Origin of the sequence: Pseudomonas sp. PICF141 (genome assembly GCF_002286815.1) — a bacterium.
Taxonomy (GTDB): Bacteria; Pseudomonadota; Gammaproteobacteria; order Pseudomonadales; family Pseudomonadaceae; genus Aquipseudomonas.
The window spans coordinates 117755-142041 of record NZ_MUNM01000076.1 but is presented as its reverse complement, the minus strand read 5'-3'; the positions used below and the strand labels follow the sequence as shown (position 1 = coordinate 142041).

Genomic DNA, 24287 nt, shown 5'->3' with positions numbered 1-24287 from the left:
TGGAATCAGCGCCACCAGCCGTCCGACTTCGTCGTAGCGGTATTCGGTGACGGCGCCGAGCGGATCCTGTTCGGCCACCAAGCGGCCCTGATCGTCATAAGCCTTGAGGTGTTCGCCACCGTCCAACTCAACCTTGCGCACCAGCCGCGCACGGTCGTCGTGGACGTAAACCTCTTCGCTGCCATCGAGGTTCTGGACGGTGACGCGGCCCTCGTCGTCCCAGACGTAACGCGTGTCCATCTGCGAAAACGACGCCCAATGGCGGATACAGCGCGCGGCCTTGCCGGACCGTTCCCACTCCCAGAAAAAACTCGCCCCACCGGCCAGTTGCCGCTGCAGAATCACGTGCTGGTCGTCGTAATCGTAACGCTCGCTTTCACCGGCGGCGTTGGTCGTTTCGATCAAGCGTTGGCGGGCGTCGTAGCGATAGAAAATCAGCGTCTGCTCTGTACGCCAGGCTTCACCTCCAGCATCGGTGGGATGAAACGACTGATATTCGATGGCGACGAGGTGCCTGCGCTCGTAGCACAACAGCAGGGAACGACCGGCGCCGTTATCGAGGCGCTGGATGCGCTGCTGACGGTCGCGAGTGATGTGGAGTCGGTTGTTGTAGGCGTCGCTGATCGCCGTCAAGCGACCCTCTTGAAAGTGATAGAACCGGCTCGTCTCGCCGGCCAACGCAAGAATCAATTCTTCCGACTCATTCCCAAGGTAAATCGCCGCGCGTGACAGGCTGTTGTGAATCGCCGGGCGTTCGCGGTTTGGCAGCGGAAAGGTGGTGCGGCGGTTCTCGTGGTCGATCCAGACGACCTGATCACCCTCGATTTCCAGCCGATGGGCGAGCGAATGGCTCCAGCCAAAGCCCAGCCCGCAATCGACTTGCGCCGCGCTGGTGCGGTAGAGCCGGGTGAAGTCGAACGACAGGATGCCGTCCAACGAACCGTCGGTGAGGGTTAGCAGCTCTTCACCGGTGACCATCGACACCGGGCAGCCGTTGGTGCAGGTCAGTGCCGCGCAATCGGTGCTGTCGCCGTTAGGGGTTTTCGCCTGACTCGGTGCATCGTCGTGAGGTTCGTGACGCCCCAGCCGGGTCATGGCGTTGGATTTGTCGCGAGCGATGGCGACTGGATTGTTCACCTGCATAACCGGCGAGTCGCCGGCACTGATCTGTAGCGGAACGGTTGGTGCAGGTTTCAGCGGTGCATTTCGCGCGCTGACCACGAGCGGTTTGAGCGCGCCAGCGTGGGCTGTCAGGTCAGATTTGGCCGTTAGTTCGGCCAGTCGCAAACTGGCCGCCGCCAACCACTGTCGCGCCTGCCGGGACTTGATCTTGTCCAGTACTTTGGCGCTCATGCCGAGCTTCAGGCCCGTAGGGCCGGTGAGACGCACCAGCAGGAAACTGATCAATAATTCTGTACGAATGTGCGCCACGACTTCAGCGATGTGCTGCGGCGGTAACATCTTCATCCAGCTGATGAAGGCGGCGAGATGGATGAACATCAATGGCTCATCGCTCAACATCAGCAACACATTGGCGATGGCTTCAGACGAGGCATCGAGCAGCGTCTCAAGCTCGCCTTCGGTCAGGTATTCAAGGAGTTTTTCGCTATTGGCTTGCAGATCTGCCACCAGGGCGTAGACCTGCTTCACGTCATCCCACAAACCCTGCAGCGCACGCTCGAGGCCGCGCCAGTCGGCCTGTTGCAGCAGGCCGTAGCGCTGAGTGAAGGTTGCCTCGGAGAAACCTGCCCATAAAGGCTCGAATTCATTCGACCATTCATTGCGCAACCAGCCTTCCAGCTCGCCGATCACGCCTTGATAGGAGGCATAGAGCGCTTTGACGTGATCAGCGCCAACGTTGGGAAAGAAGGTGATGCGATAACGCTGGCCACGCCAGCAGTCGGGGATTTCGAGGATGCCGCTGGGGCCGATGATTTCGTGGACGGGCTCACCGAACGTCAGTTCCCCCTTACGCTGCGAGATAACCGGTTCGAGCATCACCGGCGTATCGCCGATCGGCACGAAACGTGCGGCTTCAAACAGGTGCACCAGGGTCAACGGACCGCTGGCAGGGCACATGGCGAGCGTTGAACTGACAGGGGTAGTGGAATCCTTCGGGGCGCTGAGCCGGACTTCGTTGCCGACCTTGAACACCTGTTCGACATCCAGTGCCCCAACGGTCCAGAAGTTTTCCGCCCAGGCCTCGTAGTCGTTGAGGCAGAGTCGAAAGTCACCGAGCAACGCTTCGACGTCCGGCTGTTCGGGGTCCATGGCAGTGACCACGAGCAGGCCAATGGCATTGTTCAAGGCCAGGACCTTGTCAGGTTCGAACATTCGCAGTCCCTCGCGCTGATTAATCTGGAGCGCAAGACTTTGCGGGGGATCAACGAGAAAAGAAGTCGGGAAAGGTGGTGTTTGGTGTAGGGGAAATCGCTAAATCATCGCGGGCGTCCCGACACAGTTTTTTGTATCCGCCAGGCATTGTCCGTTGCTCTCCGCCAACCGTGCTCGCTATGCTGCTGAACCCTTTAATCCATCACGATCCCGGCGTGCCTAGGCCGTTCTTGGGATGTCGTGAGAAATCGGATCAGATGCGATGAATGCACCCTTGGATGAGTTCGGCCCGATCAAGGCCGTGATTTTCGACATGGACGGCTTGTTGCTGGACACCGAGGGCATTTACACCGAGGTCACGTCGATCATTGCCGGGCGTTACGGCCGGACCTTCGACTGGCGCGTCAAGCAGAACATCATCGGTCGTGGCGCCTATGATCTGGCGCGCTATGTGGTCCAGGCGCTGGACTTGCCGATCACTGCCGAGGAGTTCCTGGTGATCCGTGAGCCCTTAATGCGCGAGCGTTTTCCGACGGCGCTGGCGATGCCCGGTGCAGAAGAGCTGGTTCGGCACTTGAAGGCCAACAACATTCCTATCGCGGTGGGCACCAGTTCTTCGCGCCAGTCGTTTGGCCAGAAAACCACCTTGCACCGCGACTGGTTCGCGCTGTTCGACTTCATCGTCACTGCGGATGACCCGGAAGTGGGTGCCGCCAAACCGGCGCCGGATATCTTCCTGACCGCGGCGCGGCGTTTGGGTGTTGCGCCCGGAGATTGCCTGGTGTTCGAGGATTCGCCGTTCGGTGTCACGGCGGCGAAAGCGGCGGGGATGACGGCGATTGCGATTCCGGATGCGGCGATGGCCGACGAAAAGTACGCACATGCCGATGGCATTCTTCGTACGTTGAAGGCGTTCAAGCCCAGTGCATGTGGTTTGCCGGCGCTTGAGTGGGCTTAATGCCTGTCTGATGGGGGAGCGGCCTTTTGTGGCGAGGGGGCTTGCCCCCGTTGGGGCGCGAAGCCCCCCGGTGACTGGTTTACGACTGCTGCGCAGTCGAACGGGGGCAAGCCCCCTCGCCACATAAAGCCCCTCACCACAAAAGCCCCTCACCACAAAAGCCCCCCCTCACTCTATCAATCCGCTTACGCAGTGACCTGTATCAGGCGCCGAAACCACCGTCGATGGTCAGGCTGGCACCGGTGATGTACCCGGCTTCGGGGCCGACAAGATAAGCGACGAAGCTGGCGATTTCTTCCACTTTGCCGTAACGACCCACGGCCATCAGCGGGATCAGGCTTTCAGCGAAGTCGCCGTTGGCAGGGTTCATGTCGGTGTCGACCGGGCCCGGTTGCACGTTGTTGATGGTGATACCCCGCGGACCGAGGTCGCGGGCCAGGCCTTTGGTCAGGCCGACCAGCGCCGATTTGCTCATGGCGTACGGGCCTCCACCGGCGAAGGGCATGCGCTCGGCATTGGTGCTGCCGATATTGATGATGCGACCGCCTTCGGTCATGTGTTTGGCCGCTTCCTGAGTGGCGATGAACACACTGCGCACATTGATTGCCAAGGTCTGGTCGAAATCTTCGAGTGTGAAGTCTTCCAGCGGTGCGACGGCCAGGACGCCTGCGTTGTTGACCAGGATGTCCAGGCGACCGAAGGCTTCGACGGTGGCATTAACGGCATTGCGGATCGCGACGGCATCGGCGCTGTCAGCCTTGATGGCCAGGGCTTTGCCGCCTGCGGTGGTAATGCTGTTTTGCAATTCCTCGGCTTTTGCGGTGGAGCTTACGTAAGTGAAGGCCACGCAAGCGCCTTCGGCGGCCAGGCGTTTGACGATGGCAGCACCGATGCCGCGTGAACCGCCTTGAATCAGAGCTACTTTACCGCTGAGGTGTTGAGTGGTCATGTCGATCTCCAGAAAATTCAAGGCGGGTTGCCTTGTTGTCGGAGTCGAGTATCGGCTTCGCATTCCCCGCCGGATAGACCGTCATTGCTATAGTCTGTGTAAACCAGAAGTTTATAGTGGCGCCTATGGAAACCTTCAGCAGTATCGAATGCTTCGTGCGTAGCGCCGAGGTTGGCAGCTTCGCCGAAGCAGCGCGGCGCTTGAGCCTGACGCCGGCGGCGGTGGGCAAGAGCGTTGCCAAGCTGGAGGCGCGACTGGGTGTGCGGCTGTTCCAGCGCAGCACGCGCAGCCTGACGCTGACTGAGGCCGGTCAGCTGTTTCTGGGCGAAGTCAGCGCCAGCCTGCACACGATCCAGAATGCCGTGGCCAACCTGGCCAGCGCCGAAGGACGTCCCGCCGGCACATTGAAAGTCAGCATGGGCACAGTGTTCGGGCGTTTGTACATCGTGCCGTTGCTGGGCGAGTTTCTGCGGCGATTTCCGGCGATCAACCCGGACTGGCATTTCGATAACCGCCAGGTCGACCTGATCGGCCAGGGTTTCGATGCGGCGATTGGAGGCGGATTCGAGCTGCCCCAAGGCGTAGTGGCGCGCAAGTTGACGCCGGCCCATCGGGTGTTGGTGGCTTCAGCCCACTACCTGGCGGGGCACGAGGCGATCATCGAGCCCGACGACCTCAAACATCACGACGGCATCTTGATACGCTCGCCCCAGACGGGGCGCGTGCGTTCCTGGCAGTTGACCAGTCGCACCCGGCAACACAGCCCGCTGACGCTCAAGGCGCGGATGACCATGAGCGATTCGGAAGCCGCCTGCGCCACGGCGGCTCAGGGGTTGGGCATTGCGCTGGTGAGCATGCCGTTTGCCGTGGGCTATCTGGAGGCGGGTACGTTGCAGCGGGTGCTGCCTGACTGGTACGTCGATGACGGCAACATTTCCATTTATTACGCCGAACACAAACTGCTGCCGGGCAAAACCCGGGCGTTTGTCGATTTCGTCATTGAACAGTTTTCGGAGCAGGAGTTGGGGCGGCGGTTCAGTGCGCTTTGAGCCTGGCTTGGGACCGAGGCGTGGCCATCGCGGGCAAGCCACGCTCCCACAGAACGATACAAACCTGTGGGTGGCCATCGCAGGCAAGCCTTCCCACAGAACGACACAAAACCTGTGGGAGCGAGGCTTGCCCGCGATGAACGATAACGCGGTTTAAGACTGTGATTTTTAAGCCTTGGATTTGCTGATGATGTTCCCGGCATGCAGTCCGCATTCTTTCTGCGTGGCTTCTTCCCACCACCAACGACCTTCGCGTTCATGCTGGTTCGGCAATACCGGACGGGTGCAAGGCTCGCAACCAATACTGATGAACCCGCGCTCATGCAGGCTGTTGTACGGCAGCTCCAGCATGCGGATGTAGCCCCAGATCTCTTCGCTGGTCATTTGCGCCAGCGGGTTGAATTTATACAGCGTGCGTTCCGGGGTGGAGAACGCGGTATCGATTTCCAGCACCGCGACCGCGCTGCGGGTGCCCGGGCTCTGGTCCCGACGCTGGCCGGTGGCCCAAGCGCTCACACCCGAGAGTTTGCGACGCAACGGCTCGATCTTGCGGATGCCGCAGCACTCGCCGTGACCGTCCTTGTAGAAACTGAACAAGCCTTTTTCCTTCACGAAAGGTTCGAGCTTGGTGGAGTCCGGCGATACCACTTCGATATCGATCTGGTAGTGCTCGCGCACCTGCTCGATGAAGCGGTAGGTTTCGGGGTGCAAACGACCGGTGTCGAGGCTGAACACCTTGACGTTCTTGTTCAGCTTCCAGGCCATGTCCACCAGCACCACATCCTCGGCGCCGCTGAAAGATATCCACAGGTCATCGCCGAACTCGGCGAACGCGAGTTTCAGGATGTCCTGTGCGGATTTGTTGGCATAGGTCGTGGCGAGTTCCACGACATCGAACGATGGGCTCATCAGGGCGGCTTCCTACAGGTCGGTGGCGCTGGGCGCTCTATATGCCGCCGATGGTAACAAAATCCTGCGGCGGCTGGTGTGCCCTCTGCATTGCACAGAGAAGGGCGAGTCGCTAGAGTTCGGCAGGCCTTTTGCTCGCTCGACTCAATAAACAGTACAAAATGGGAGTGTCTTGTGGAAATTGCCTGTCTGGATCTTGAAGGTGTGCTGGTCCCGGAAATCTGGATCGCCTTCGCCGAAAAAACCGGGATTGACTCTCTCAGGGCCACCACCCGGGACATTCCCGACTACGACGTGTTGATGAAGCAGCGCTTGCGGATTCTTGACGAACATGGCCTGAAGCTTTCCGACATTCAGGAAGTGATCGCCACGCTAAAGCCTCTGGAGGGCGCCAGCGAATTCGTCGACTGGCTGCGTGAGCGTTTCCAGGTGGTGATTCTGTCGGACACCTTTTACGAATTCTCCCAGCCACTGATGCGTCAACTGGGCTTCCCGACCTTGCTTTGCCATCGTCTGATTACCGACGATGCGGGTCGGGTCACCGGCTATCAGTTGCGTCAGAAAGACCCCAAGCGTCAGTCGGTATTGGCGTTCAAGAGCCTCTATTACCGGGTGATTGCGGCAGGAGATTCCTACAACGATACGACGATGCTGGGCGAGGCGGATGCGGGGATTCTGTTCCATGCACCGGACAATGTGATTCGCGAGTTTCCGCAATTCCCGGCGGTGCACAGCTTTGCGGAGTTGAAGCAAGAGTTCATCAAGGCTTCGAATCGGGCCTTGAGTTTGTAGTCGTTTTCGAGGACGTCTTCGCGGGCAAGCCTCGCTCCTACAGGATTTGTGTCGTTCGCCGGGAATGTGAACGGCACAAATCCTGTAGGAGCGAGGCTTGCCCGCGAAGCTTTTAAAGGCCTCGCAAAGTATCGAGCAGCACCTTCACCTTGGTTATCGATTCCTGATATTCCGCCTGCCAGTCCGAATCCGCGACGATTCCGCCGCCACCCCAGCAGCACACTTGCCCATCCTTGACCAGCAAACTGCGAATGGCGATGGAGCTGTCCATCTCCCCGCGCACGTCCAGGTACAGCAATGAACCGCAATACAACCCACGACGGGTCGGTTCCAGCTCATCGATGATCTGCATCGCCCGAATCTTCGGCGCGCCGGTAATCGAGCCGCCGGGGAAGCTGCCAGCGATCAAATCCAGCGCATCCTTGTCATCCGCCAGCTCGCCGGTCACGCTGCTCACCAGGTGATGCACGTTCGGATAGCTTTCCAGACTGAACAGCTCCGGTACCCGTACCGAGCCGATGCGGCAGGTTCGGCCGAGGTCGTTGCGCAGCAAATCGACGATCATCAGGTTTTCCGCGCGATCCTTGGGGCTGGCCAGCAGTTCGGCGGCGTTCGCCGCATCTTCAACTGCAGTCAGGCCGCGAGGGCGGGTGCCTTTGATCGGACGGGTTTCGACGTGGCGCTCACTGACTTTGACAAAACGCTCTGGCGACAGGCTCAGCACGGCGTCGCCGTCGGGCAGACTCTGGAAACCGGAAAAAGGTGTCGGGCACGCCGCCCGCAGCGCGCAGTACGCGGCCCATGGATCGCCCTGGCATTGCGCACGAAAGCGCTGGGCGAAGTTGACCTGATAGCAGTCGCCGGCCTGAATGTACTGCTGAATGCGTTCGAAAGCTTGTCGATAGTCATCGGCGCTCAAATCGGCGCTCATCGGGCTGTCCAGTTTGAACGGCGCGATCTGCCCGACCGCCGGTTGGGTGAACAATTCGAGCAGCCGCTGCCGCTCACTGTCGATCAGCGCCGGGTGAAACACCAGTTGGCTGGTGGCCAGGTGGTGATCGCTGATCAGGGCCCAGTCGTACAGCCCGAAACGAGCGTCAGGCAATTGCAGGTCGTCCCGCGCCTGGCTCGGCAGGTTTTCCAGATGCCGGCCGAAGTCATAGCTCAGATAACCGATCAGGCCACCGGCGAAAGGCAGGTCGAAAGGAACAGTGGCTTGGCCGAGTCGCGTCAACGTGTCGCGAAGGCGTTGCAGGAAATGGCTGCCGCTTTCATCCGGTAATACGGCCAAATGCTCCAGCGGCCAGGCGCTGAGCAGATCAAAGCGCCCACGTTCGGCGCTCGGCCGACCGCTGTCGAGCAGCACGGCACCGGGGGCATGACGAATCGCCGCGAAGTATTCGGCGGGATTGGCGCGATAGGGCAGCGGGTGTACGGAACAGGTCAGCATGGGCGGGGCAGATCAGCCATCGAGGCGGGGGAGCGATTGTAGTCCTCTGCGGGATTTGCTCCTAGAGGGGATGTCGGCAAGAGATACATCCGTGGCGAGGGAGGTGATCGTTCCCACGCTCCGCGTGGTAATGCCGCCACGGACGCTCTGCGTCCGTCTGTGACGCGGAGCGTCACGGATGCATTCCCACGCAGAGCATGGGAACGATCAGTGTAAGGGGTCAGCCCTCGACCGCAGGAATATGCCCGAACATTTCCTGGACGAACTCCACGCGTTCCTGCACGGTTTCGATTATCCCGCGGGCCTGCAATTCTTCCAGCCGCGCTTCGACCGCGTGAGTACGCAACGTCAACCCGCAGTCGTTGGCGATCTGAATGTTCAACCCGGGCCGGGCGTTCAGCTCAAGAATCAGTGGCCCTTTCTCTTGGTCGAGCACCATGTCGACACCGATGTAACCCAAGCCGCACAGTTCATAGCAGCCGGCCGCGAGCTTCATGAAACCGTCCCAGTAGGGCAGTTGCACGCCGTCCACTGCGTTGGTGGTGTCCGGGTGTTTGTTAATGATGTTGTTCAGCCAGGTGCCGCGCAATGTCAGGCCGGTGGCCAGATCGACGCCGACGCCGATGGCACCCTGGTGCAGGTTGGCCTTGCCGCCGGACTGGCGGGTCGGCAGGCGCAACATGGCCATCACCGGATAGCCCATCAACACGATGATGCGAATGTCCGGCACGCCTTCATAGCTGATGCTTTTAAAGATCTGGTCCGGGGTCACGCGGTATTCGATCAGCGCGCGGTCACGGTGACCGCCGAGCGAGTACAAGCCGGTGAGGATGCTGGAAATCTGATGCTCGATTTCCTCATGGCTGATGATCTTGCCCGACACCGTACGATAGCGGCCCTCGAAGCGGTCGGCGATCACCAGAATGCCGTCACCGCCGGCACCTTGGGCTGGTTTGACCACGAAATCGGTGCGCCCGCCGATGATCTCGCTGAGGTTGTCGATTTCCTTCTCGGTGGAGATCACGCCGTACAGCTCCGGCACATGGATGCCGGCGGCGATGGCGCGTTCCTTGGTGATGATCTTGTCATCGACGATCGGGTACAGGCTACGCTTGTTGTACTTGAGCACGTAGTCTGCGTTGCGCCGATTGATCCCCATGATGCCCCGGGCCTCCAGGGCTTTCCAGGTTTTCCAGAGACCGAACATCAGGCGTCAGCCTTCTTGAGGAAAGCTTTGAAACGCACCAGTTCGGTCAGGCGGTAACCGCGATAGCGACCCATGGCCAGCATGAAGCCCACCAGAATCAGCAGGATCGCCGGGAAGGTGAACACGAAGTACACCAGCTCAGGCACGCTCATGATCAAATGCGCCAAAGAGGCGGCGAACAGGGTGCCGATCGCCACTTTCATGGCATGGCCGCCGCCGCGTTCTTCCCAAGTGATCGACAGGCGTTCGATGGTCATGGTCAGAATCACCATCGGGAACAGCGCCACCGACAAACCGCGTTCCAGGCCCAGTTTGTGGCTGAACAGGCTGATTGCCGCGATCAGCACCACCACGAAGGTCAGCACCACCGATAGCCTTGGCAGCATCTGCAGCTTCAAATGTTCAAGATAGGAGCGCAGCGACAGCCCCAGCGTCGTGATAATCGTAAATAGCACGATGCCGAAACCGAGTTGGGTTTCCCGGAAGGCGAGGGCGATCAGTACCGGGGTAAAGGTGCCGAGTGTCTGAATGCCGATCAGGTTGCGCAGGATCAGGATCACCAGCACGCCGATCGGGATCATCACCATGATCATGAACGTCTGCTGGGTTTGCAGCGGCAGGCCGTACAGCGAGTAATCGAGGAAATTGGCGTCGGAATTTTCGTCGGTCAGCTTGGCCAGGCGAATGGCGTTCATTTCGCTGTTGTTCAGGCTGAAGGTGACGTTGGCTTTTTTGCCGCCATCGACGGTGATCAGGTTTTCATCGCCGGTCCACCACTGCAAGCGGTCGGTGGGCAGGCCTTGTTCGCCGGTTTCCGGGTTGAAGTACAGCCAGTCGGTACCATTGAAGCTGCGCAACCAGAGTTCCGGCGTTTGTGGTTGATCGGCCACCAAGCGGATGGTGTGGACCTTTTCGATCGGCACGTGGGCGATGGACAGTACCAGTTCGACAATTTTGGCTTTGTTCGCGGTGGACGGATCGCCGCCCAACAGCAGTTTCACGTTGTCGTCGTTGAGATTGTTGACGCGCTTGATGGCTTCGCCGATGAAGGTTTCGACGTCGGCCGAGTGTTGACGGATCGGCGCGAGCAGGGCCTCGGCGGCAATTTTTTCCGCGCCTTCGACGGCGATGCTGTCGCGGAAAGTCGGACCTTTGACCTTGGATTTTTCGCCGCTGTAGCGCTTGGTCAGCACCAATCGGTAATAAAGGGTCTGGTTGCCCTTGGCCCGACGCGCCGACCAGGTGACCTTGCGGTTGCCGTCGACACGGTTCACCGCCACGCCGTAATTATTGGAAATGAAACTCTCGTTGAGGCTCACGTAGTCGCGGCTCAGCGGTGGTACGAACATCTGGATCTTGATCGGATCCTTGGCGTTGGCGACGAATTCGACCTTGGTGTCGATGTTCCACAAGTCGTCGGTAGCGTCTTCGGTCACCGGAATTCCGAGCACGAAAATCTGATAGGCCGTAACTGAAATGCCCAGCACCACCAGGATGGCGATCAGCAGTTTCAGATGGAGGGTAAGAGAGCGCATTGGAATTACTCTGCGGTATGTGCGTCGGTGGCGCAGGCGGGTTTGCCAGCAGCGTATTTAAGACTGGGGTCGACCAGCGCATCGAAGCGTTTGAGCGCTTCGGAGCCGATCAGGAGCGGGTATTGGAAGGCACTGCGGTCGGTCAAGTTCACTTCGATGCTGCGTAAAGCCGAACCCATGCAGATATCCAGTTCGATGACCGGACGGGCGGTGTACTTTTTACCTTCTTCCGGGTCGTAGTCACCGGCCCGGCGCTTGATCTTGCTGACACGTGCCAGCGGTCGTTCGATCGGGTGCGAATGCGCGGCGTCGATGGCCAGATAGAAGCGCACCCAGGATTCGCCATTGCGTTTGAAACGTTTGATGTCGCGGGCACTCAACGAAGCGGTTTTCGCCCCGGTGTCGAGTTTGGCGGCCACTTCCAGATTGATGCCGTTCAGCGAAGCGTACTCATTGAGGCCGTACACAGTCTTTTCCCCTGCCGCGGCGAAAGCTGGCAGGCCAAGAAAACATAGGAATGTGGTGAAGGGCTTGAGTCTCATAAATCCTGGTGCGCAGCGGTCCGTTCTTCAATTCAAGGCCCTGGCATTGCTGCACAAGCTCCCTCGTATGCCTGTCTGCTGTTTATGACAGGCAATGCAGATGACAAGCAAATGCGGGCGGCATTCTAGCACGGTGGTTTTATGGCGCCAGCGCTGGCCGACGGCAGTAATCCTCAAAGGCTGCTTCGTTATGGTCAGAGCGGTTATTAGACGATTGTCGACAATATCAATTTATCCTTTGACGTAATCGGCCATATTCGCTAGTTTTTGCGGCATTGGTTTTCAAGGTGTCGACAATATGCTGGATCAACTCGATCCCCCGGTCACAGTTCAGGACGACTCGGAAACACTTTCCGAAAACGTCTTCCGACGCATTCAGGCGGCCATCGTCAAGGGCGAGATCGCCCCGGGAAGCAAAATCTCCGAGCCAGAGCTGGCGCGCACCTACGGCATTAGCCGCGGGCCGCTGCGTGAGGCGATTCACCGTCTGGAGGGCCAGCGTCTGCTGGTTCGCGTGCCGCACGTCGGGGCGCGGGTGGTATCGCTCAATCACGCCGAGCTGCTGGAACTCTACGAAATTCGCGAATCCCTGGAAGGCATGGCATGCCGTCTGGCGGCTGAACGCATGACGGTCGAAGAAATCGACGAACTGCGCCGGGTGCTGGAAACCCATGAGCGCGATGCGGCGTTTCAGGCCGGTGTCGGTTACTACCAGCAGGAAGGCGATTTCGACTTTCATTACCGGATCATTCAGGGCAGCGGCAACCGCACCCTGACCCAGATGCTATGCGGCGAGCTCTATCAGCTGGTGCGCATGTACCGCATCCAGTTTTCCACCACGCCCAATCGGCCGCGCCAGGCGTTTGCCGAACACCACCGAATTCTCGATGCCATCGCCGACCGTGACGGTGAATTGGCCGAGTTGTTGATGCGCCGCCACATCGGCGCCTCCAAACGCAATATCGCCCGTCACTATCAGGACGGCGCTAACCCGACAGCCACTGAACGAGGTGAGTCATGAGTTCCAACAAGAGCACTCCAGGCCAGCGTTTCCGCGATGCGGTCGCCAGCGAACATCCGCTGCAAGTCGTCGGCACGATCAATGCCAACCACGCACTGCTGGCCAAGCGCGCCGGTTTCAAGGCTATCTACCTGTCGGGTGGCGGGGTGGCTGCCGGCTCCCTCGGCGTGCCGGACCTGGGAATTACCGGTCTGGATGACGTGCTGACCGACGTGCGGCGCATCACTGACGTCTGCGACTTGCCACTGTTGGTGGACGTGGACACCGGTTTCGGTTCCTCGGCGTTCAACGTTGCCCGTACCGTGAAGTCGATGATCAAGTTCGGCGCGGCGGCGATTCACATCGAAGACCAGGTCGGTGCCAAGCGCTGCGGTCATCGTCCTAATAAAGAGATCGTTTCGCTGCAGGAAATGGTCGACCGCATCAAAGCGGCCGTCGATGCCCGCACCGATGACAGCTTCGTGATCATGGCGCGCACTGACGCGCTGGCGGTGGAAGGTCTTGAATCTGCGCTGGATCGCGCCGCGGCGTGTATCGAGGCCGGTGCCGACATGGTGTTCCCGGAAGCGATCACCGAACTTGAGATGTACAAACTGTTCGCCAGCCGTGTGAAAGCGCCGATCCTGGCCAACATCACCGAATTTGGCGCGACACCGCTGTATACCACCGAGCAACTCGCCGCCGCCGACGTGTCCCTGGTGTTGTACCCGCTGTCGGCGTTCCGGGCGATGAACAAGGCTGCGGAAAATGTCTACACCGCGATCCGCCGCGACGGCACGCAACAGAATGTGATCGACACCATGCAGACGCGCATGGAGCTTTACGATCGCATCGATTACCACACCTTCGAGCAGAAGCTCGATGCGTTGTTTGCGGCGAAGAAGTAATGAAAGCCCTGTAGGAGCGAAGCTTGCTCGCGAAGTCGGACTGACATTCAAAATCAATGTCGCCTGAGACACCGCTTTCGCGAGCAAGCTTCGCTCCCACAAGTTTCCCTGACAAATTCAAGAAAAACTGGAGACAGCAATGGCCGAAGCAAAAGTACTCAGTGGCGCCGGGCTCCGTGGCCAGGTTGCCGGGCAAACCGCACTGTCCACCGTGGGCCAGTCGGGCGCAGGCCTGACCTATCGCGGCTATGACGTTCGCGACCTGGCGGCTGACGCCCAATTTGAAGAAGTGGCTTACCTGCTGCTGTACGGCGAACTGCCGACCAAAGCGCAACTGGCTGCCTATACCCAGAAACTGAGCAAGCTGCGCGACCTGCCGCAAGCGCTGAAAGAGGTGCTGGAACGCATCCCCGCCGACGCTCATCCGATGGACGTGATGCGTACTGGTTGCTCATTTCTGGGCAACATCGAGCCGGAGAACGACTTCTGCGAGCAGCACGATAAAACCGACCGCCTGCTGGCCGCGTTCCCGGCGATCATGTGCTACTGGTATCGCTTCAGCCACGACGGCAAACGCATCAATTGCGTAACCGACGAAGCCTGCATCGGCGGCCATTTCCTGCACCTGCTGCACGACAAGAAGCCGAGCGAGTTGCACGTCAAGGTGATGAACGTTTCGCTGATCCTCTACGCGGAACACGAGTTCAATGCATCGACCTTCACCGCCCGGGTGTGCGCCTCGACGCTGTCCGATTTGTATTCCTGCATCACAGCAGCGATCGGTTCCCTGCGCGGCCCGCTGCACGGCGGCGCCAACGAAGCGGCGATGGAAATGATCGAGCGCTTTTCGTCGCCGGAAGAGGCCGTCGAAGGCACCCTCGACATGCTTGCGCGCAAGGACAAGATCATGGGCTTCGGCCACGCGATCTATAAGGACAACGATCCGCGCAACGAGGTGATCAAGCGCTGGTCGAAAAAACTCGCCGACGAAGTGGGCGACACGGTGTTGTTCCCGGTATCCGAAGCCATCGACGCAACCATGTGGGAGCAGAAGAAGCTGTTCCCGAACGCCGACTTCTACCATGCGTCGACGTACCACTTCATGGGCATCCCGACCAAGTTGTTCACACCGATTTTCGTCTGCTCGCGCCTGACCGGCTGGGCGGCGCATGTGTTCGAACAGCGTGCCAACAACCGCATCATCCGCCCGAGCGCCGAATACGTCGGCGTCGAACAGCGCAAGTTCGTGCCAATCGAACAACGCTGACTGGGAGGGCGCCGGTGCCGGTTGCTGAATGAACCGAGACCCCTGTAGGAGCGAAGCTTGCTCGCGAAGACGGACTGACATTCAACATCAATGTCGACCGACAGACCGCTTTCGCGAGCAAGCTTCGCTCCTACAGGGGATCGGTTTCGGTTCTGTAGCTGCGCCAGCCGCCCACCCTTTGTAACCACCGTGACCGAGTCCTGACGATGAACACAGAATTCCGCAAACCGCTGCCTGGCAGCCATCTGGATTATTTCGACGTCCGCGCGGCGGTCGAGGCCATTTCGCCTGGCGCCTACGACACCCTGCCGTACACCTCCCGCGTGCTGGCGGAAAACCTTGTGCGTCGCTGCGACCCGGCCACGCTTACCGAATCCCTGAAGCAATTCATCGAGCGCAAACGCGACCTCGACTTCCCATGGTTCCCCGCCCGCGTGGTGTGCCACGACATTCTCGGCCAGACCGCCCTGGTCGACCTCGCCGGCCTGCGCGATGCCATCGCCCTGCAAGGTGGTGACCCGGCGCAAGTGAACCCGGTGGTGCCGACGCAGTTGATCGTCGACCATTCCCTGGCCGTTGAACGCGGTGGCTTCGACCCGGAAGCGTTCGAGAAGAACCGCGCCATTGAAGACCGTCGCAACGAAGACCGTTTCCACTTCATCAACTGGACCAAAAAAGCCTTCAAGAACGTCGACGTGATCCCGCCAGGCAACGGGATCATGCACCAGATCAACCTGGAAAAAATGTCCCCGGTGATTCAGGTGCGTGATGGCGTGGCCTTCCCCGATACCTGCGTCGGCACCGACAGTCACACCCCGCACGTCGATGCGCTGGGCGTGATCGCCATTGGTGTGGGTGGCCTGGAAGCGGAGAGCGTGATGCTCGGTCGCGCATCGTGGATGCGTCTGCCGGAAAGCGTCGGTGTCGAACTCACTGGCAAGCTGCAACCGGGCATCACCGCCACCGACATGGTGCTGGCGCTGACCGAATACCTGCGCAAACAAAAGGTCGTTGGCGCATGGCTGGAATTCTTCGGTGAAGGGGCTTCGGCGCTGACTTTGGGCGACCGCGCGACCATTTCCAACATGGCCCCGGAATACGGTGCCACGGCGGCAATGTTCTACATCGACCAGCAGACCATCGACTACCTGAAACTCACCGGCCGTGAAGACGAGCAAGTGCAGTTGGTCGAGAATTACGCCAAACAGACCGGCCTTTGGGCTGACAGCCTGAAAGGCGCGCAATACGAGCGTGCGCTGAGCTTCGACCTGTCCTCGGTGGTGCGCAACATGGCTGGCCCGAGCAACCCGCACGCCCGTGTCGCCACGTCCGACCTCGCGGCCCAAGGTATCTCCGGCCAGTGGGACGACGTGCCCGGCCAGATGCCGGACGGCGCAGTGATCATCGCCGCGATCACCAGTTGCACCAACACCAGCAACCCGCGCAACGTGATTGCCGCCGGCCTGCTGGCGCGAAACGCCAACAAGCTTGGGCTGAGCCGCAAGCCGTGGGTCAAATCCTCACTGGCGCCGGGTTCGAAAACCGTGGCGTTGTATCTGGATGAAGCCGGGCTGACGACAGAACTGGAGCAACTGGGCTTCGGCGTCGTGGCCTTCGCCTGCACCACGTGCAACGGCATGTCCGGCGCGCTGGACCCGGTGATCCAGCAGGAAATCATCGACCGCGATCTGTACGCCACCGCTGTGCTGTCCGGTAACCGCAACTTCGACGGGCGGATTCACCCGTACGCGAAAAACGCGTTCCTGGCTTCGCCGCCATTGGTGGTGGCTTACGCCATTGCCGGGACCATCCGTTTCGACATCGAAAAAGATGTGCTGGGCGTGGTCGATGGCAAGGAAATCCGCCTGAAAGACATCTGGCCGAGCGACGAAGAAATCGACGCGGTGGTGAAAGCTTCCGTGAAACCGGAGCAGTTCCGTCAGGTGTACATCCCGATGTTCGCCATCCACGACGACACCGGCCCAAAGGTCACGCCGCTGTATGACTGGCGCGAGATGAGTACCTACATCCGCCGTCCGCCGTACTGGGAAGGCGCACTGGCCGGTGCTCGTCCGCTCAAGGGCATGCGCCCGTTGGCGGTGCTGCCGGACAACATCACCACCGATCACCTGTCGCCTTCCAACGCGATCATGCTCGACAGCGCAGCGGGCGAGTACCTGGCGAAAATGGGCTTGCCGGAAGAGGACTTCAACTCCTACGCCACGCACCGCGGCGATCATTTGACCGCGCAACGCGCGACCTTCGCCAACCCGAAACTGTTCAACGAAATGGTCCGGGAAAACGGCAAGGTCAAACAGGGTTCCCTGGCTCGCGTCGAGCCGGAAGGCCAGGTCATGCGCATGTGGGAAGCCATTGAAACCTACATGGAGCGCAAGCAGCCGCTGATCATCATCGCCGGCGCCGATTACGGCCAGGGTTCGTCCCGTGACTGGGCAGCCAAAGGTGTGCGTCTGGCGGGTGTGGAAGCGATTGCCGCTGAAGGTTTCGAGCGTATCCACCGCACCAACCTGGTGGGCATGGGCGTGTTGCCGCTGGAATTCCAGCCGGGTACCGATCGCCACACCCTGGCCATCGATGGCAGCGAAACCTACGACGTGATTGGCGACCGCACCCCGCGTGCGACGCTGACGCTGGTGATCAATCGCAAGAACGGCGAACGCGTCGAAGTGCCGGTGACCTGCCGCCTCGACACCGCCGAAGAAGTGTCGATCTACGAGGCCGGCGGCGTGTTGCAGCGTTTCGCTCAGGACTTCCTCGAAGAATCGGCGGTTGCCGTTTAACACGATGAGTTCGGGCGAGGCCATGCGGTCTCGCCCGATCCTAAAAAGGAACATCATGGCCCACGCACCTCAAATTAAAATCCCCGCCACCTACATGCGCGGCGGCACCAGCAAAGGCGTGTTTTTCAGCCTGACAGACCTGCCCGAAGCGGCGCAGATTCCAGGTCCGGCTCGCGACGCGTTATTGTTGCGAGTAATCGGCAGCCCCGACCCATACGACAAGCAAATCGACGGCATGGGCGGCGCGACGTCCAGTACCAGCAAAACCGTGATCCTGTCGAAAAGCCTCAAGGCCGACCATGACGTCGATTACCTGTTCGGTCAGGTCTCCATCGACAAGCCTTTCGTCGACTGGAGCGGCAACTGCGGCAACCTGTCGGCGGCGGTCGGTTCGTTCGCGGTCAGCAATGGCCTGGTGGATGCCAGCCGCATTCCACACAATGGCGTGGCGGTGGTGCGCGTGTGGCAGGCCAACATCGGCAAGACCATCATCGCCCACGTACCGATCACCAACGGCGAAGTGCAGGAAACCGGCGACTTCGAACTCGATGGCGTGACCTTTCCGGCGGCCGAAGTGCAGCTCGAATTCATGGACCCGGCGGCGGAAGAAGAGGGTGGCGGTGGTTCGATGTTCCCCACCGGCAATCTAGTGGATGACCTCGAAGTGCCGGGCGTCGGTACGCTCAAGGCGACCCTGATCAACGCTGGCATTCCGACCATTTTCATCAATGCCGAAGACATCGGATACGCCGGCACCGAATTGCAGGGCGCGATCAATGGCGACTTGAAGGCCTTGGCGATGTTCGAAACCATTCGCGCTTATGGTGCGCTGCGTATGGGGCTGATTGAGCATCTGGACGAAGCGGCCAAGCGTCAGCACACCCCGAAGGTGGCGTTTGTCGCCAAACCGGCGGATTACATTGCATCCAGCGGCAAGAAGATCGCCGCCGCCGACATTGATTTGCTGGTGCGCGCGCTGTCGATGGGCAAACTGCACCACGCGATGATGGGCACGGCAGCGGTAGCCATTGGCACGGCAGCGGCAATTTCTGGCACGTTGGTGAACCTGGCGGCGGGCGGCGTCGAACGCAACGCCGTACGCTTCGGTCATCCCTCCGGTACGTTGCGCGTGGGGGCCGAGGCCAGCCAGGTCAACGGTGAATGGACCGTGAATAAAGCCATCATGAGCCGCAGTGCGCGGGTGTTGATGGAAGGTTACGTCCGCGTGCCGGGGGATTCTTTCTAACCCCAATCCAGACATACATACAAAACCCTGTGGGAGCGAGCCTGCTCGCGATGAGGCCATTACATTCAACATCCATGTTGCCAGTCGCACCGCCATCGCGAGCAGGCTCCCACAGTTAATTGCATTTCAATAACAAGAATGGCGTCATCAACTAAGATCGATCCTGAACCGAGGTCCCATCAGCGAACCACTGACCGAGTGAATCGAACATGAGCGCCAACGTCGACCTGAACGACCGCCCCGACTACGACACAGTCCTGCAGGACATCGCCGACTATGTCCTGAATTACAAAGTCGAGTCTGAAGAAGCCCTTGATACCGCCCGCAATTGCCTGATGGACACCCTCGGCTGCGGTCTGCTGGCGCTGCGTTTTCCCGAATGCACCAAACACCTGGGCCCCATCGTCGAAGGCACGGTCGTCCCTTTTGGCGCTCGCGTGCCGGGCACCCGTTACCGTCTCGATCCGGTCAAAGCCGCCTGGGACATCGGTTGCATCGTTCGCTGGCTCGATTACAACGACACCTGGCTCGCCGCCGAATGGGGCCATCCGTCCGATAACCTCGGCGCCATTCTTGCGGTGGCTGACCACCTGTCGCAAAAACGCCTGGCCAATGGTGATGCACCGCTGACCATTCGCGTGGTGTTGGAAGCCATGATCATGGCCCATGAGATTCAAGGCGTGATCGCGCTGGAAAATTCCTTCAATCGTGTCGGTATCGATCACGTCATCCTGGTAAAAGTCGCCTCCACCGCCGTCAGCGCCAAGCTCATGGGCGCCAACCGCGAGCAACTGTTGTCGGCGTTGTCCCACGCCTTTGCCGACGGCCAGGCGCTGCGCACTTACCGGCATGCACCGAACGCCGGGTCACGCAAATCCTGGGCGGCAGGGGATGCATCCAGCCGTGGCGTGCGTCTGGCGGACATCGCAATGCGTGGCGAGATGGGCATCCCCGGTGTGTTGACCGCCAAACAGTGGGGCTTCTATGACGTGCTGTTCAGCCACACAAACAACGATCTGGCGCTCAAGCCTGAAGACAAACGCATCTTCAGCTTTTCCCGGTCATTCGGCAGTTATGTGATGGAAAACGTGCTGTTCAAGATCAGCTTTCCCGCTGAATTTCACGCACAAACTGCCTGCGAGGCTGCCATTACCTTGCATCCGTTGGTCAGGAATCGCCTGCACGAAATCGACAAAATCGTCATCACTACCCACGAATCGGCGATCCGCATCATCTCCAAGGTCGGCCCGCTGGCCAATGCGGCGGACCGTGACCATTGCATCCAGTACATGACAGCCGTGCCGCTGGCGTTCGGCAATCTGGTGGCCGAGCAGTACGAGGACGGCTTCCACGCGGCGCACCCGATCATCGATGTGCTGCGCGACAAAATGGTCATCGTCGAAGACCCGCGCTACACCCGCGAGTACCTGGAGGCGGATAAGCGCTCCATCGCCAATGCGATACAGGTGTTCTTCAAGGACGGCACCAGCACCGAAAACGTGTTGGTGGAGTACCCGATCGGCCATCGCCGCCGCCGCACCGACGGCATCCCGCTGTTGGAGGACAAGTTCAAGACGAACCTGGCGACGCGCTTCACCGCCCAGCGCAGCGCCGAGATTTTTGCATTGTGCAAGGACCAGGCGAAGCTTGAAGCAACACCGGTGAACCGCTTCATGGATCTCTTCGTAATCTGACGCAAAACCCTGTAGGAGCACGGCTTGCCTGCGATGGCGATCATGAGGGCGCCATCGTCGGAACGCCGCCCGGAGCAAGCCATGCTCCTACAGCGCGGGAAGGGCTTCAGGTTTTAAGCCATTTTTCGATCGGCAATTTGGTGATCGCAAACCCCGTCAACAGAATCGCCGAGTACACCATCAATTCCCGAGACACGGTTTGCCCCTCGTACCAGGCGCCAATGATCACGGCGAACACCGGAAAAATGATGAATACAAACGACAGAATGATCGGGCTCAGCCGCTTGAGCAGCAGGAAGTAAACGATAAATCCGCCCACCGACGCCACCAGCCCCAGATAGAGCAGGGCGCTCCACGAACGCGCGGTGATGGCGCCAAACACCGGTGCTTCGACACCCAACCCGGCGACAAACAGCATCAGTCCGGCGATGCCGATTGGCAGCGTGTTGTAGGTAATTACGCTGATCGCCGTGCCGTGTTTTTTCGTCACCACGTAACACAGCGCATGCATCACCGCCGCGCAGAGAATCGCCAATACCCCGAACAATTCGGCATGGTCCAGATGCAACCCCTGGCTGCGGATGATCATGAACAGGCTGCCGAAACCGATGGCGATGCCCAGCACTTGCGAAGGGTAGATTTTCTCCCGCAGAAACAGCGAGGAAAACAGCAGGATGAACACCGGCATGCAGCTGAACAGCAGCGCCGTCAGGCCCGATGACACGTGCATCTCGCCGTAGTTGAGCAAGTAGTACGGCAGGCTGAAATACGACAGCGTGACAAAGACAAAAAACCAACGGCTTTCCTTGGGAAACAGCAGCGGCTCACGACGGATCAGGGCGAAGCCGAGAAAGAGCGGGAAGGCAATCAGGAACCGCAGTCCGGCGGCAGTCAGCGGCGGCACGCTTTCAACGGCAATCTTGATCCCCAGCCATGTGGTGCCCCAGCTCAGGCATACGATCAGGAACAGCACACTGGTAACCAGGCCGGCCAGCCAGGGTTTGGCAGCACCTGAAGGTGCGCTGATGGCGATGGACATGATTGGACTCCTTTTATGTTCGGAATTGACCTTCAGCTGCAAAAGGTCTATCCCTGATTGAACCTGTTTCAAGCACGCTATTCGGGACTGGAATGACTGTCAAAACAAGTATTGCCATGGTGTCAATCCTGCGCGACGGCCTGGCAAACGGTCAGGGGGTGAAATACAAACGTCTTGCCGACGCCGCTGAGAAAGGCATCGCTGAAGGGGTTATTGAGTCCGGCTGCAAATTGCCGCCGCATCGCTTGTTGGCGGATAGCCTTGGGGTGACCATCGGTACCATCAGCCGCGCTTACGGTGAACTCGAACGTGTGGGATTGGTGATCGCGCGCGTAGGAGACGGCACCTATGTGCGTCAGCGCGGAATGGAAAGACCGCGGGACAGTGGCTTTCGCAATGTCAGCGATGAGCCTCGTGCGTTTTTTGACATGAGCCGCAATCAACCGATTCCACGGCAGGAAGCGCTGTTTCTGAGCCGGAGCCTGCAAGCGTTGTCCCTTGATCCTGAGGCGTTGCAGCACCTCAGCGGCTACACCGTCGACGTCGGTTTGCCACGCTTTCGTGCGGCGGGCGCGCATTGGCTCAGGCATAAAGAATTTGTCCCGAACGCCGAGCAGATCGTTTGCGTGAACGGCGGCCAGCACGGCCTGTTGTGTGCCTTGATGGGGCTGCTCAAGGCGGGCGATACGTTGGTGACGGAGCACTTGACCTACCCGGGGTTGATCAGCGTCGCACGCCAGCTCGGAATAAAACTCATCGGCGTCGGGATCGATGATGAAGGCCTGATGCCCGATGCTCTGGAGGAGGTTTGCCGCAACCATCGTGTGTCGGCGCTGTATTGCACACCGACAATCCAGAATCCTACGGCTGCGGTGATGTCCGTCGCCCGTCGCGAGGCGATTGCAGAGGTCTGTCGGCAGCACAATCTGTTGATCTTTGAAGACGAAGCCCACGCAGTATTGGCTCGACAGCGACCGTTACCCTTGAGCCATTTCGTCCCGGAGCGCTCGGTGCTGATCGGCAGTCTGAGCAAGGCGGTTTCGGCGGGTTTGCGAGTCGGTTACCTGCATGCGCCGCAACCGTTGATCGGACGCTTGAGCGCAGCCGTGCGCGGGACGTGCTGGATGGCCAGCCCGTTGTCATTAGAGGTCGCGAGTCTGTGGATAGAAAACGGCATGGCCGAGCAATTGCTGGGCCAGCAGATTGCCGAGATCGGTCGGCGCAAGGCGTTGGTCAGTGGGCTGCTGGAGGGTTTGGTGTACAAAACCCATCCGCATAGCCCGCACTTCTGGATCAAAGTGCCCGAGCCGTGGCGGGCCTCGCAGATTGCTGAGGAGCTCAAGGAAAATAAATATTTGGTGGCGACTGCTGAATCGTTTGCGGTCGGGCAGGGGGCGGTGCCGCAATTCATCAGGGCGAGTGTGTGTAATTCGACGATGGATGATCGGTTGTTGCTTCAAGGGTTTGAAGCGTTGGCGGGGGCATTGGCTGAGACCGAGTGATCGTTCTTCGCGAGCAAGCCCGCTCCCACATTTGACCGAGTCGCGGCAAACGTACGCGGTCTAATGTGGGAGCGGGCTTGCTCGTGAAGACGGCATGACAGGCGCTACAGCACTACTTGAAGCGCCGCTCCACACCTTTCTCGACCAGAATCTTCGCCGAAATCTCTTCTACCGAAAAATGCGTGGAATTGATGTGGGCAATGTTCTCGCGGCGAAACAGATTCTCCACCTCGCGCACTTCGAACTCGCATTGGGCGTAGCTTGAATAGCGGCTGTTGGGCTTGCGCTCGTTGCGGATGGCGGTGAGGCGGTCCGGGTCGATGGTCAGGCCGAACAACTTGTGATGATGGGCGCGCAGGGCGGTTGGCAGTTGCAGGCGCTCCATGTCGTCTTCGGTCAGCGGGTAATTGGCCGCGCGGATGCCGAATTGCATGGCCATGTACAAACACGTCGGGGTTTTACCACACCGCGACACGCCCACTAGTATCAGGTCAGCTTTGTCGTAATAGTGGGTGCGGGCGCCATCGTCATTGTCGAGGGCGAAATTCACCGCCTCGATGCGCTCCATGTAATTGGAGTTGCCGCCGATGGAATGGGATTTGCCGACGGTGTAGGAAGAATGCTCGGTCAACTCCTGTTCCAGGGGCGCCAGGAAGGTCGAGAAAATGTCGATCATGAAACCATTCGACGTTGCAAGAATCTCACGAATATCCTGATTGACGATGGTGTCGAAAATAATCGGACGAAAACCATCGTTTTCGGCGGCTTTGTTGATTTGTTGTACCATGGCCCGCGCTTTATCCGCGTTGTCGATATAGGGGCGCGTGATTTTGCTGAAGGTAATGTTTTCGAACTGCGCCAACAGGCTTTGACCGAGGGTTTCGGCCGTAATGCCCGTGCCATCGGAGATAAAGAAAGCAGATCGTTTCATTTGCACCTTGGGCCTTAAGCTAGTTTCGATTCTTGGATATAGTAGGCGCGATTTGTCGGCCGCCAATGGCCAGCATTCTCACTTATTTTCCAGGTCCAGGCCATACAGCCGGCAAATGCTCCCCCGAGTCGCCGGTTTCTGAGCTTTTCCAACACAGTTAGTGGAGAGATCACC

The 24287-nt window shown here is 59.6% G+C and carries 19 protein-coding genes; 10 read left to right on the top strand and 9 right to left on the bottom strand.

The features are described 5' to 3' along the window. Positions 1-2334 (bottom strand): DUF6531 domain-containing protein (locus BZL43_RS22395; RefSeq protein WP_143517888.1); only part of this gene is annotated, 2334 nt, incomplete at its 3' end. A 262-nt stretch (positions 2335-2596) separates the two neighbouring features. On the opposite strand from BZL43_RS22395, the gene BZL43_RS22390 reads away from it, so the two are divergent. Beyond that, positions 2597-3292, top strand: coding sequence for an HAD-IA family hydrolase (locus BZL43_RS22390; RefSeq protein WP_095634309.1), 696 nt, complete (start codon positions 2597-2599; stop codon positions 3290-3292). 202 nt (positions 3293-3494) lie between these two features. On the opposite strand, the gene BZL43_RS22385 is transcribed toward BZL43_RS22390, so the two are convergent. Further along, positions 3495-4241 (bottom strand): 3-oxoacyl-ACP reductase family protein, encoded by a 747-nt coding sequence (locus BZL43_RS22385; RefSeq protein ID WP_095634308.1) that lies wholly within the window; start codon positions 4239-4241, stop codon positions 3495-3497. A 125-nt stretch (positions 4242-4366) separates the two neighbouring features. Here BZL43_RS22385 and BZL43_RS22380 point away from each other — a divergent pair, with 125 nt between their 5' ends. Further along, positions 4367-5290: a LysR family transcriptional regulator gene (locus BZL43_RS22380; protein ID WP_095634307.1), complete on the top strand. Its 924-nt coding sequence runs from the start codon at positions 4367-4369 to the stop codon at positions 5288-5290. 168 nt (positions 5291-5458) lie between these two features. Here BZL43_RS22380 and BZL43_RS22375 read toward each other — a convergent pair whose 3' ends face one another. Next, positions 5459-6199 (bottom strand): phosphoadenylyl-sulfate reductase, encoded by a 741-nt coding sequence (locus BZL43_RS22375; RefSeq protein ID WP_095634306.1) that lies wholly within the window; start codon positions 6197-6199, stop codon positions 5459-5461. Between the two features lie 174 nt (positions 6200-6373). On the opposite strand from BZL43_RS22375, the gene thrH reads away from it, so the two are divergent. Next, positions 6374-6991, top strand: a complete 618-nt coding sequence (gene thrH, locus BZL43_RS22370; RefSeq protein ID WP_008074130.1) for a bifunctional phosphoserine phosphatase/homoserine phosphotransferase ThrH — start codon at positions 6374-6376, stop codon at positions 6989-6991. Positions 6992-7103: 112 nt separating this feature from the next. Here thrH and pabB read toward each other — a convergent pair whose 3' ends face one another. The 4 genes from pabB to BZL43_RS22350 all read right to left on the bottom strand — a co-directional run bounded on the left by pabB (position 7104) and on the right by BZL43_RS22350 (position 11725). Then, positions 7104-8441, bottom strand: a complete 1338-nt coding sequence (pabB, locus tag BZL43_RS22365; RefSeq protein WP_095634305.1) for an aminodeoxychorismate synthase component I — start codon at positions 8439-8441, stop codon at positions 7104-7106. Between the two features lie 220 nt (positions 8442-8661). Further along, the gene (locus tag BZL43_RS22360; protein ID WP_095634304.1) at positions 8662-9648 is read right to left on the bottom strand and encodes an alpha-L-glutamate ligase-like protein; all 987 of its coding nucleotides are present in this window, start codon (positions 9646-9648) and stop codon (positions 8662-8664) included. Then, a complete protein-coding gene (locus BZL43_RS22355) occupies positions 9648-11183 on the bottom strand; it encodes an inactive transglutaminase family protein (RefSeq protein ID WP_095634303.1) in 1536 nt (511 codons plus the stop codon). Before BZL43_RS22355 ends, BZL43_RS22360 begins: the two co-directional genes overlap by 1 nt. A gap of 5 nt (positions 11184-11188) precedes the next feature. After that, a complete protein-coding gene (locus tag BZL43_RS22350) occupies positions 11189-11725 on the bottom strand; it encodes an ATP-dependent zinc protease (protein ID WP_095634302.1) in 537 nt (178 codons plus the stop codon). Between the two features lie 298 nt (positions 11726-12023). Between BZL43_RS22350 and BZL43_RS22345 the strand changes: the two genes are divergently transcribed. From BZL43_RS22345 to prpD, 6 genes are all read left to right on the top strand, one after another. Then, positions 12024-12746 carry a GntR family transcriptional regulator gene (locus BZL43_RS22345; protein WP_095634301.1) on the top strand — a complete coding sequence of 241 codons (723 nt, stop codon included), beginning with the start codon at positions 12024-12026 and terminating at the stop codon, positions 12744-12746. Continuing rightward, positions 12743-13633 carry a methylisocitrate lyase gene (gene prpB / locus BZL43_RS22340; RefSeq protein ID WP_095051927.1) on the top strand — a complete coding sequence of 297 codons (891 nt, stop codon included), beginning with the start codon at positions 12743-12745 and terminating at the stop codon, positions 13631-13633. Before BZL43_RS22345 ends, prpB begins: the two co-directional genes overlap by 4 nt. Before the next feature lie 139 nt (positions 13634-13772). Beyond that, the gene (gene prpC / locus BZL43_RS22335; RefSeq protein ID WP_095634300.1) at positions 13773-14900 is read left to right on the top strand and encodes a 2-methylcitrate synthase; all 1128 of its coding nucleotides are present in this window, start codon (positions 13773-13775) and stop codon (positions 14898-14900) included. 206 nt (positions 14901-15106) lie between these two features. After that, positions 15107-17701: a Fe/S-dependent 2-methylisocitrate dehydratase AcnD gene (gene acnD, locus BZL43_RS22330; RefSeq protein ID WP_095634299.1), complete on the top strand. Its 2595-nt coding sequence runs from the start codon at positions 15107-15109 to the stop codon at positions 17699-17701. A 55-nt stretch (positions 17702-17756) separates the two neighbouring features. Continuing rightward, a complete protein-coding gene (prpF, locus tag BZL43_RS22325) occupies positions 17757-18947 on the top strand; it encodes a 2-methylaconitate cis-trans isomerase PrpF (RefSeq protein ID WP_095634298.1) in 1191 nt (396 codons plus the stop codon). Positions 18948-19156: 209 nt separating this feature from the next. After that, a complete protein-coding gene (gene prpD / locus BZL43_RS22320) occupies positions 19157-20641 on the top strand; it encodes a 2-methylcitrate dehydratase (RefSeq protein ID WP_095634297.1) in 1485 nt (494 codons plus the stop codon). 106 nt (positions 20642-20747) lie between these two features. On the opposite strand, the gene BZL43_RS22315 is transcribed toward prpD, so the two are convergent. Then, positions 20748-21635 carry a DMT family transporter gene (locus tag BZL43_RS22315; RefSeq protein WP_168185133.1) on the bottom strand — a complete coding sequence of 296 codons (888 nt, stop codon included), beginning with the start codon at positions 21633-21635 and terminating at the stop codon, positions 20748-20750. A 137-nt stretch (positions 21636-21772) separates the two neighbouring features. On the opposite strand from BZL43_RS22315, the gene BZL43_RS22310 reads away from it, so the two are divergent. After that, entirely contained in the window at positions 21773-23182 is a 1410-nt protein-coding gene (locus tag BZL43_RS22310; protein WP_095634295.1) for a PLP-dependent aminotransferase family protein, read from the top strand. A gap of 112 nt (positions 23183-23294) precedes the next feature. Here BZL43_RS22310 and BZL43_RS22305 read toward each other — a convergent pair whose 3' ends face one another. After that, on the bottom strand, positions 23295-24113 hold the full coding sequence (locus BZL43_RS22305; protein ID WP_007902088.1) for a pyruvate, water dikinase regulatory protein: 819 nt from the start codon (positions 24111-24113) through the stop codon (positions 23295-23297). Positions 24114-24287: the final 174 nt, after the last annotated feature.

Excerpts from the sequence above, each read along its gene's own strand:
- acnD (WP_095634299.1), top strand. The coding sequence starts at position 15,107 with ATGAACACAGAATTCCGCAAACCGCTGCCTGGCAGCCATCTGGATTAT.
- prpD (WP_095634297.1), top strand. The coding sequence starts at position 19,157 with ATGAGCGCCAACGTCGACCTGAACGACCGCCCCGACTACGACACAGTC.
- BZL43_RS22390 (WP_095634309.1), top strand. The coding sequence starts at position 2,597 with ATGAATGCACCCTTGGATGAGTTCGGCCCGATCAAGGCCGTGATTTTC.
- BZL43_RS22360 (WP_095634304.1), bottom strand. The coding sequence starts at position 9,648 with ATGTTCGGTCTCTGGAAAACCTGGAAAGCCCTGGAGGCCCGGGGCATC.
- prpC (WP_095634300.1), top strand. The coding sequence starts at position 13,773 with ATGGCCGAAGCAAAAGTACTCAGTGGCGCCGGGCTCCGTGGCCAGGTT.
- BZL43_RS22305 (WP_007902088.1), bottom strand. The coding sequence starts at position 24,113 with ATGAAACGATCTGCTTTCTTTATCTCCGATGGCACGGGCATTACGGCC.
- BZL43_RS22385 (WP_095634308.1), bottom strand. The coding sequence starts at position 4,241 with ATGACCACTCAACACCTCAGCGGTAAAGTAGCTCTGATTCAAGGCGGT.
- BZL43_RS22350 (WP_095634302.1), bottom strand. The coding sequence starts at position 11,725 with ATGAGACTCAAGCCCTTCACCACATTCCTATGTTTTCTTGGCCTGCCA.
- BZL43_RS22345 (WP_095634301.1), top strand. The coding sequence starts at position 12,024 with ATGCTGGATCAACTCGATCCCCCGGTCACAGTTCAGGACGACTCGGAA.
- BZL43_RS22380 (WP_095634307.1), top strand. The coding sequence starts at position 4,367 with ATGGAAACCTTCAGCAGTATCGAATGCTTCGTGCGTAGCGCCGAGGTT.
- BZL43_RS22310 (WP_095634295.1), top strand. The coding sequence starts at position 21,773 with ATGACTGTCAAAACAAGTATTGCCATGGTGTCAATCCTGCGCGACGGC.
- BZL43_RS22375 (WP_095634306.1), bottom strand. The coding sequence starts at position 6,199 with ATGAGCCCATCGTTCGATGTCGTGGAACTCGCCACGACCTATGCCAAC.
- pabB (WP_095634305.1), bottom strand. The coding sequence starts at position 8,441 with ATGCTGACCTGTTCCGTACACCCGCTGCCCTATCGCGCCAATCCCGCC.
- prpF (WP_095634298.1), top strand. The coding sequence starts at position 17,757 with ATGGCCCACGCACCTCAAATTAAAATCCCCGCCACCTACATGCGCGGC.
- BZL43_RS22355 (WP_095634303.1), bottom strand. The coding sequence starts at position 11,183 with ATGCGCTCTCTTACCCTCCATCTGAAACTGCTGATCGCCATCCTGGTG.
- prpB (WP_095051927.1), top strand. The coding sequence starts at position 12,743 with ATGAGTTCCAACAAGAGCACTCCAGGCCAGCGTTTCCGCGATGCGGTC.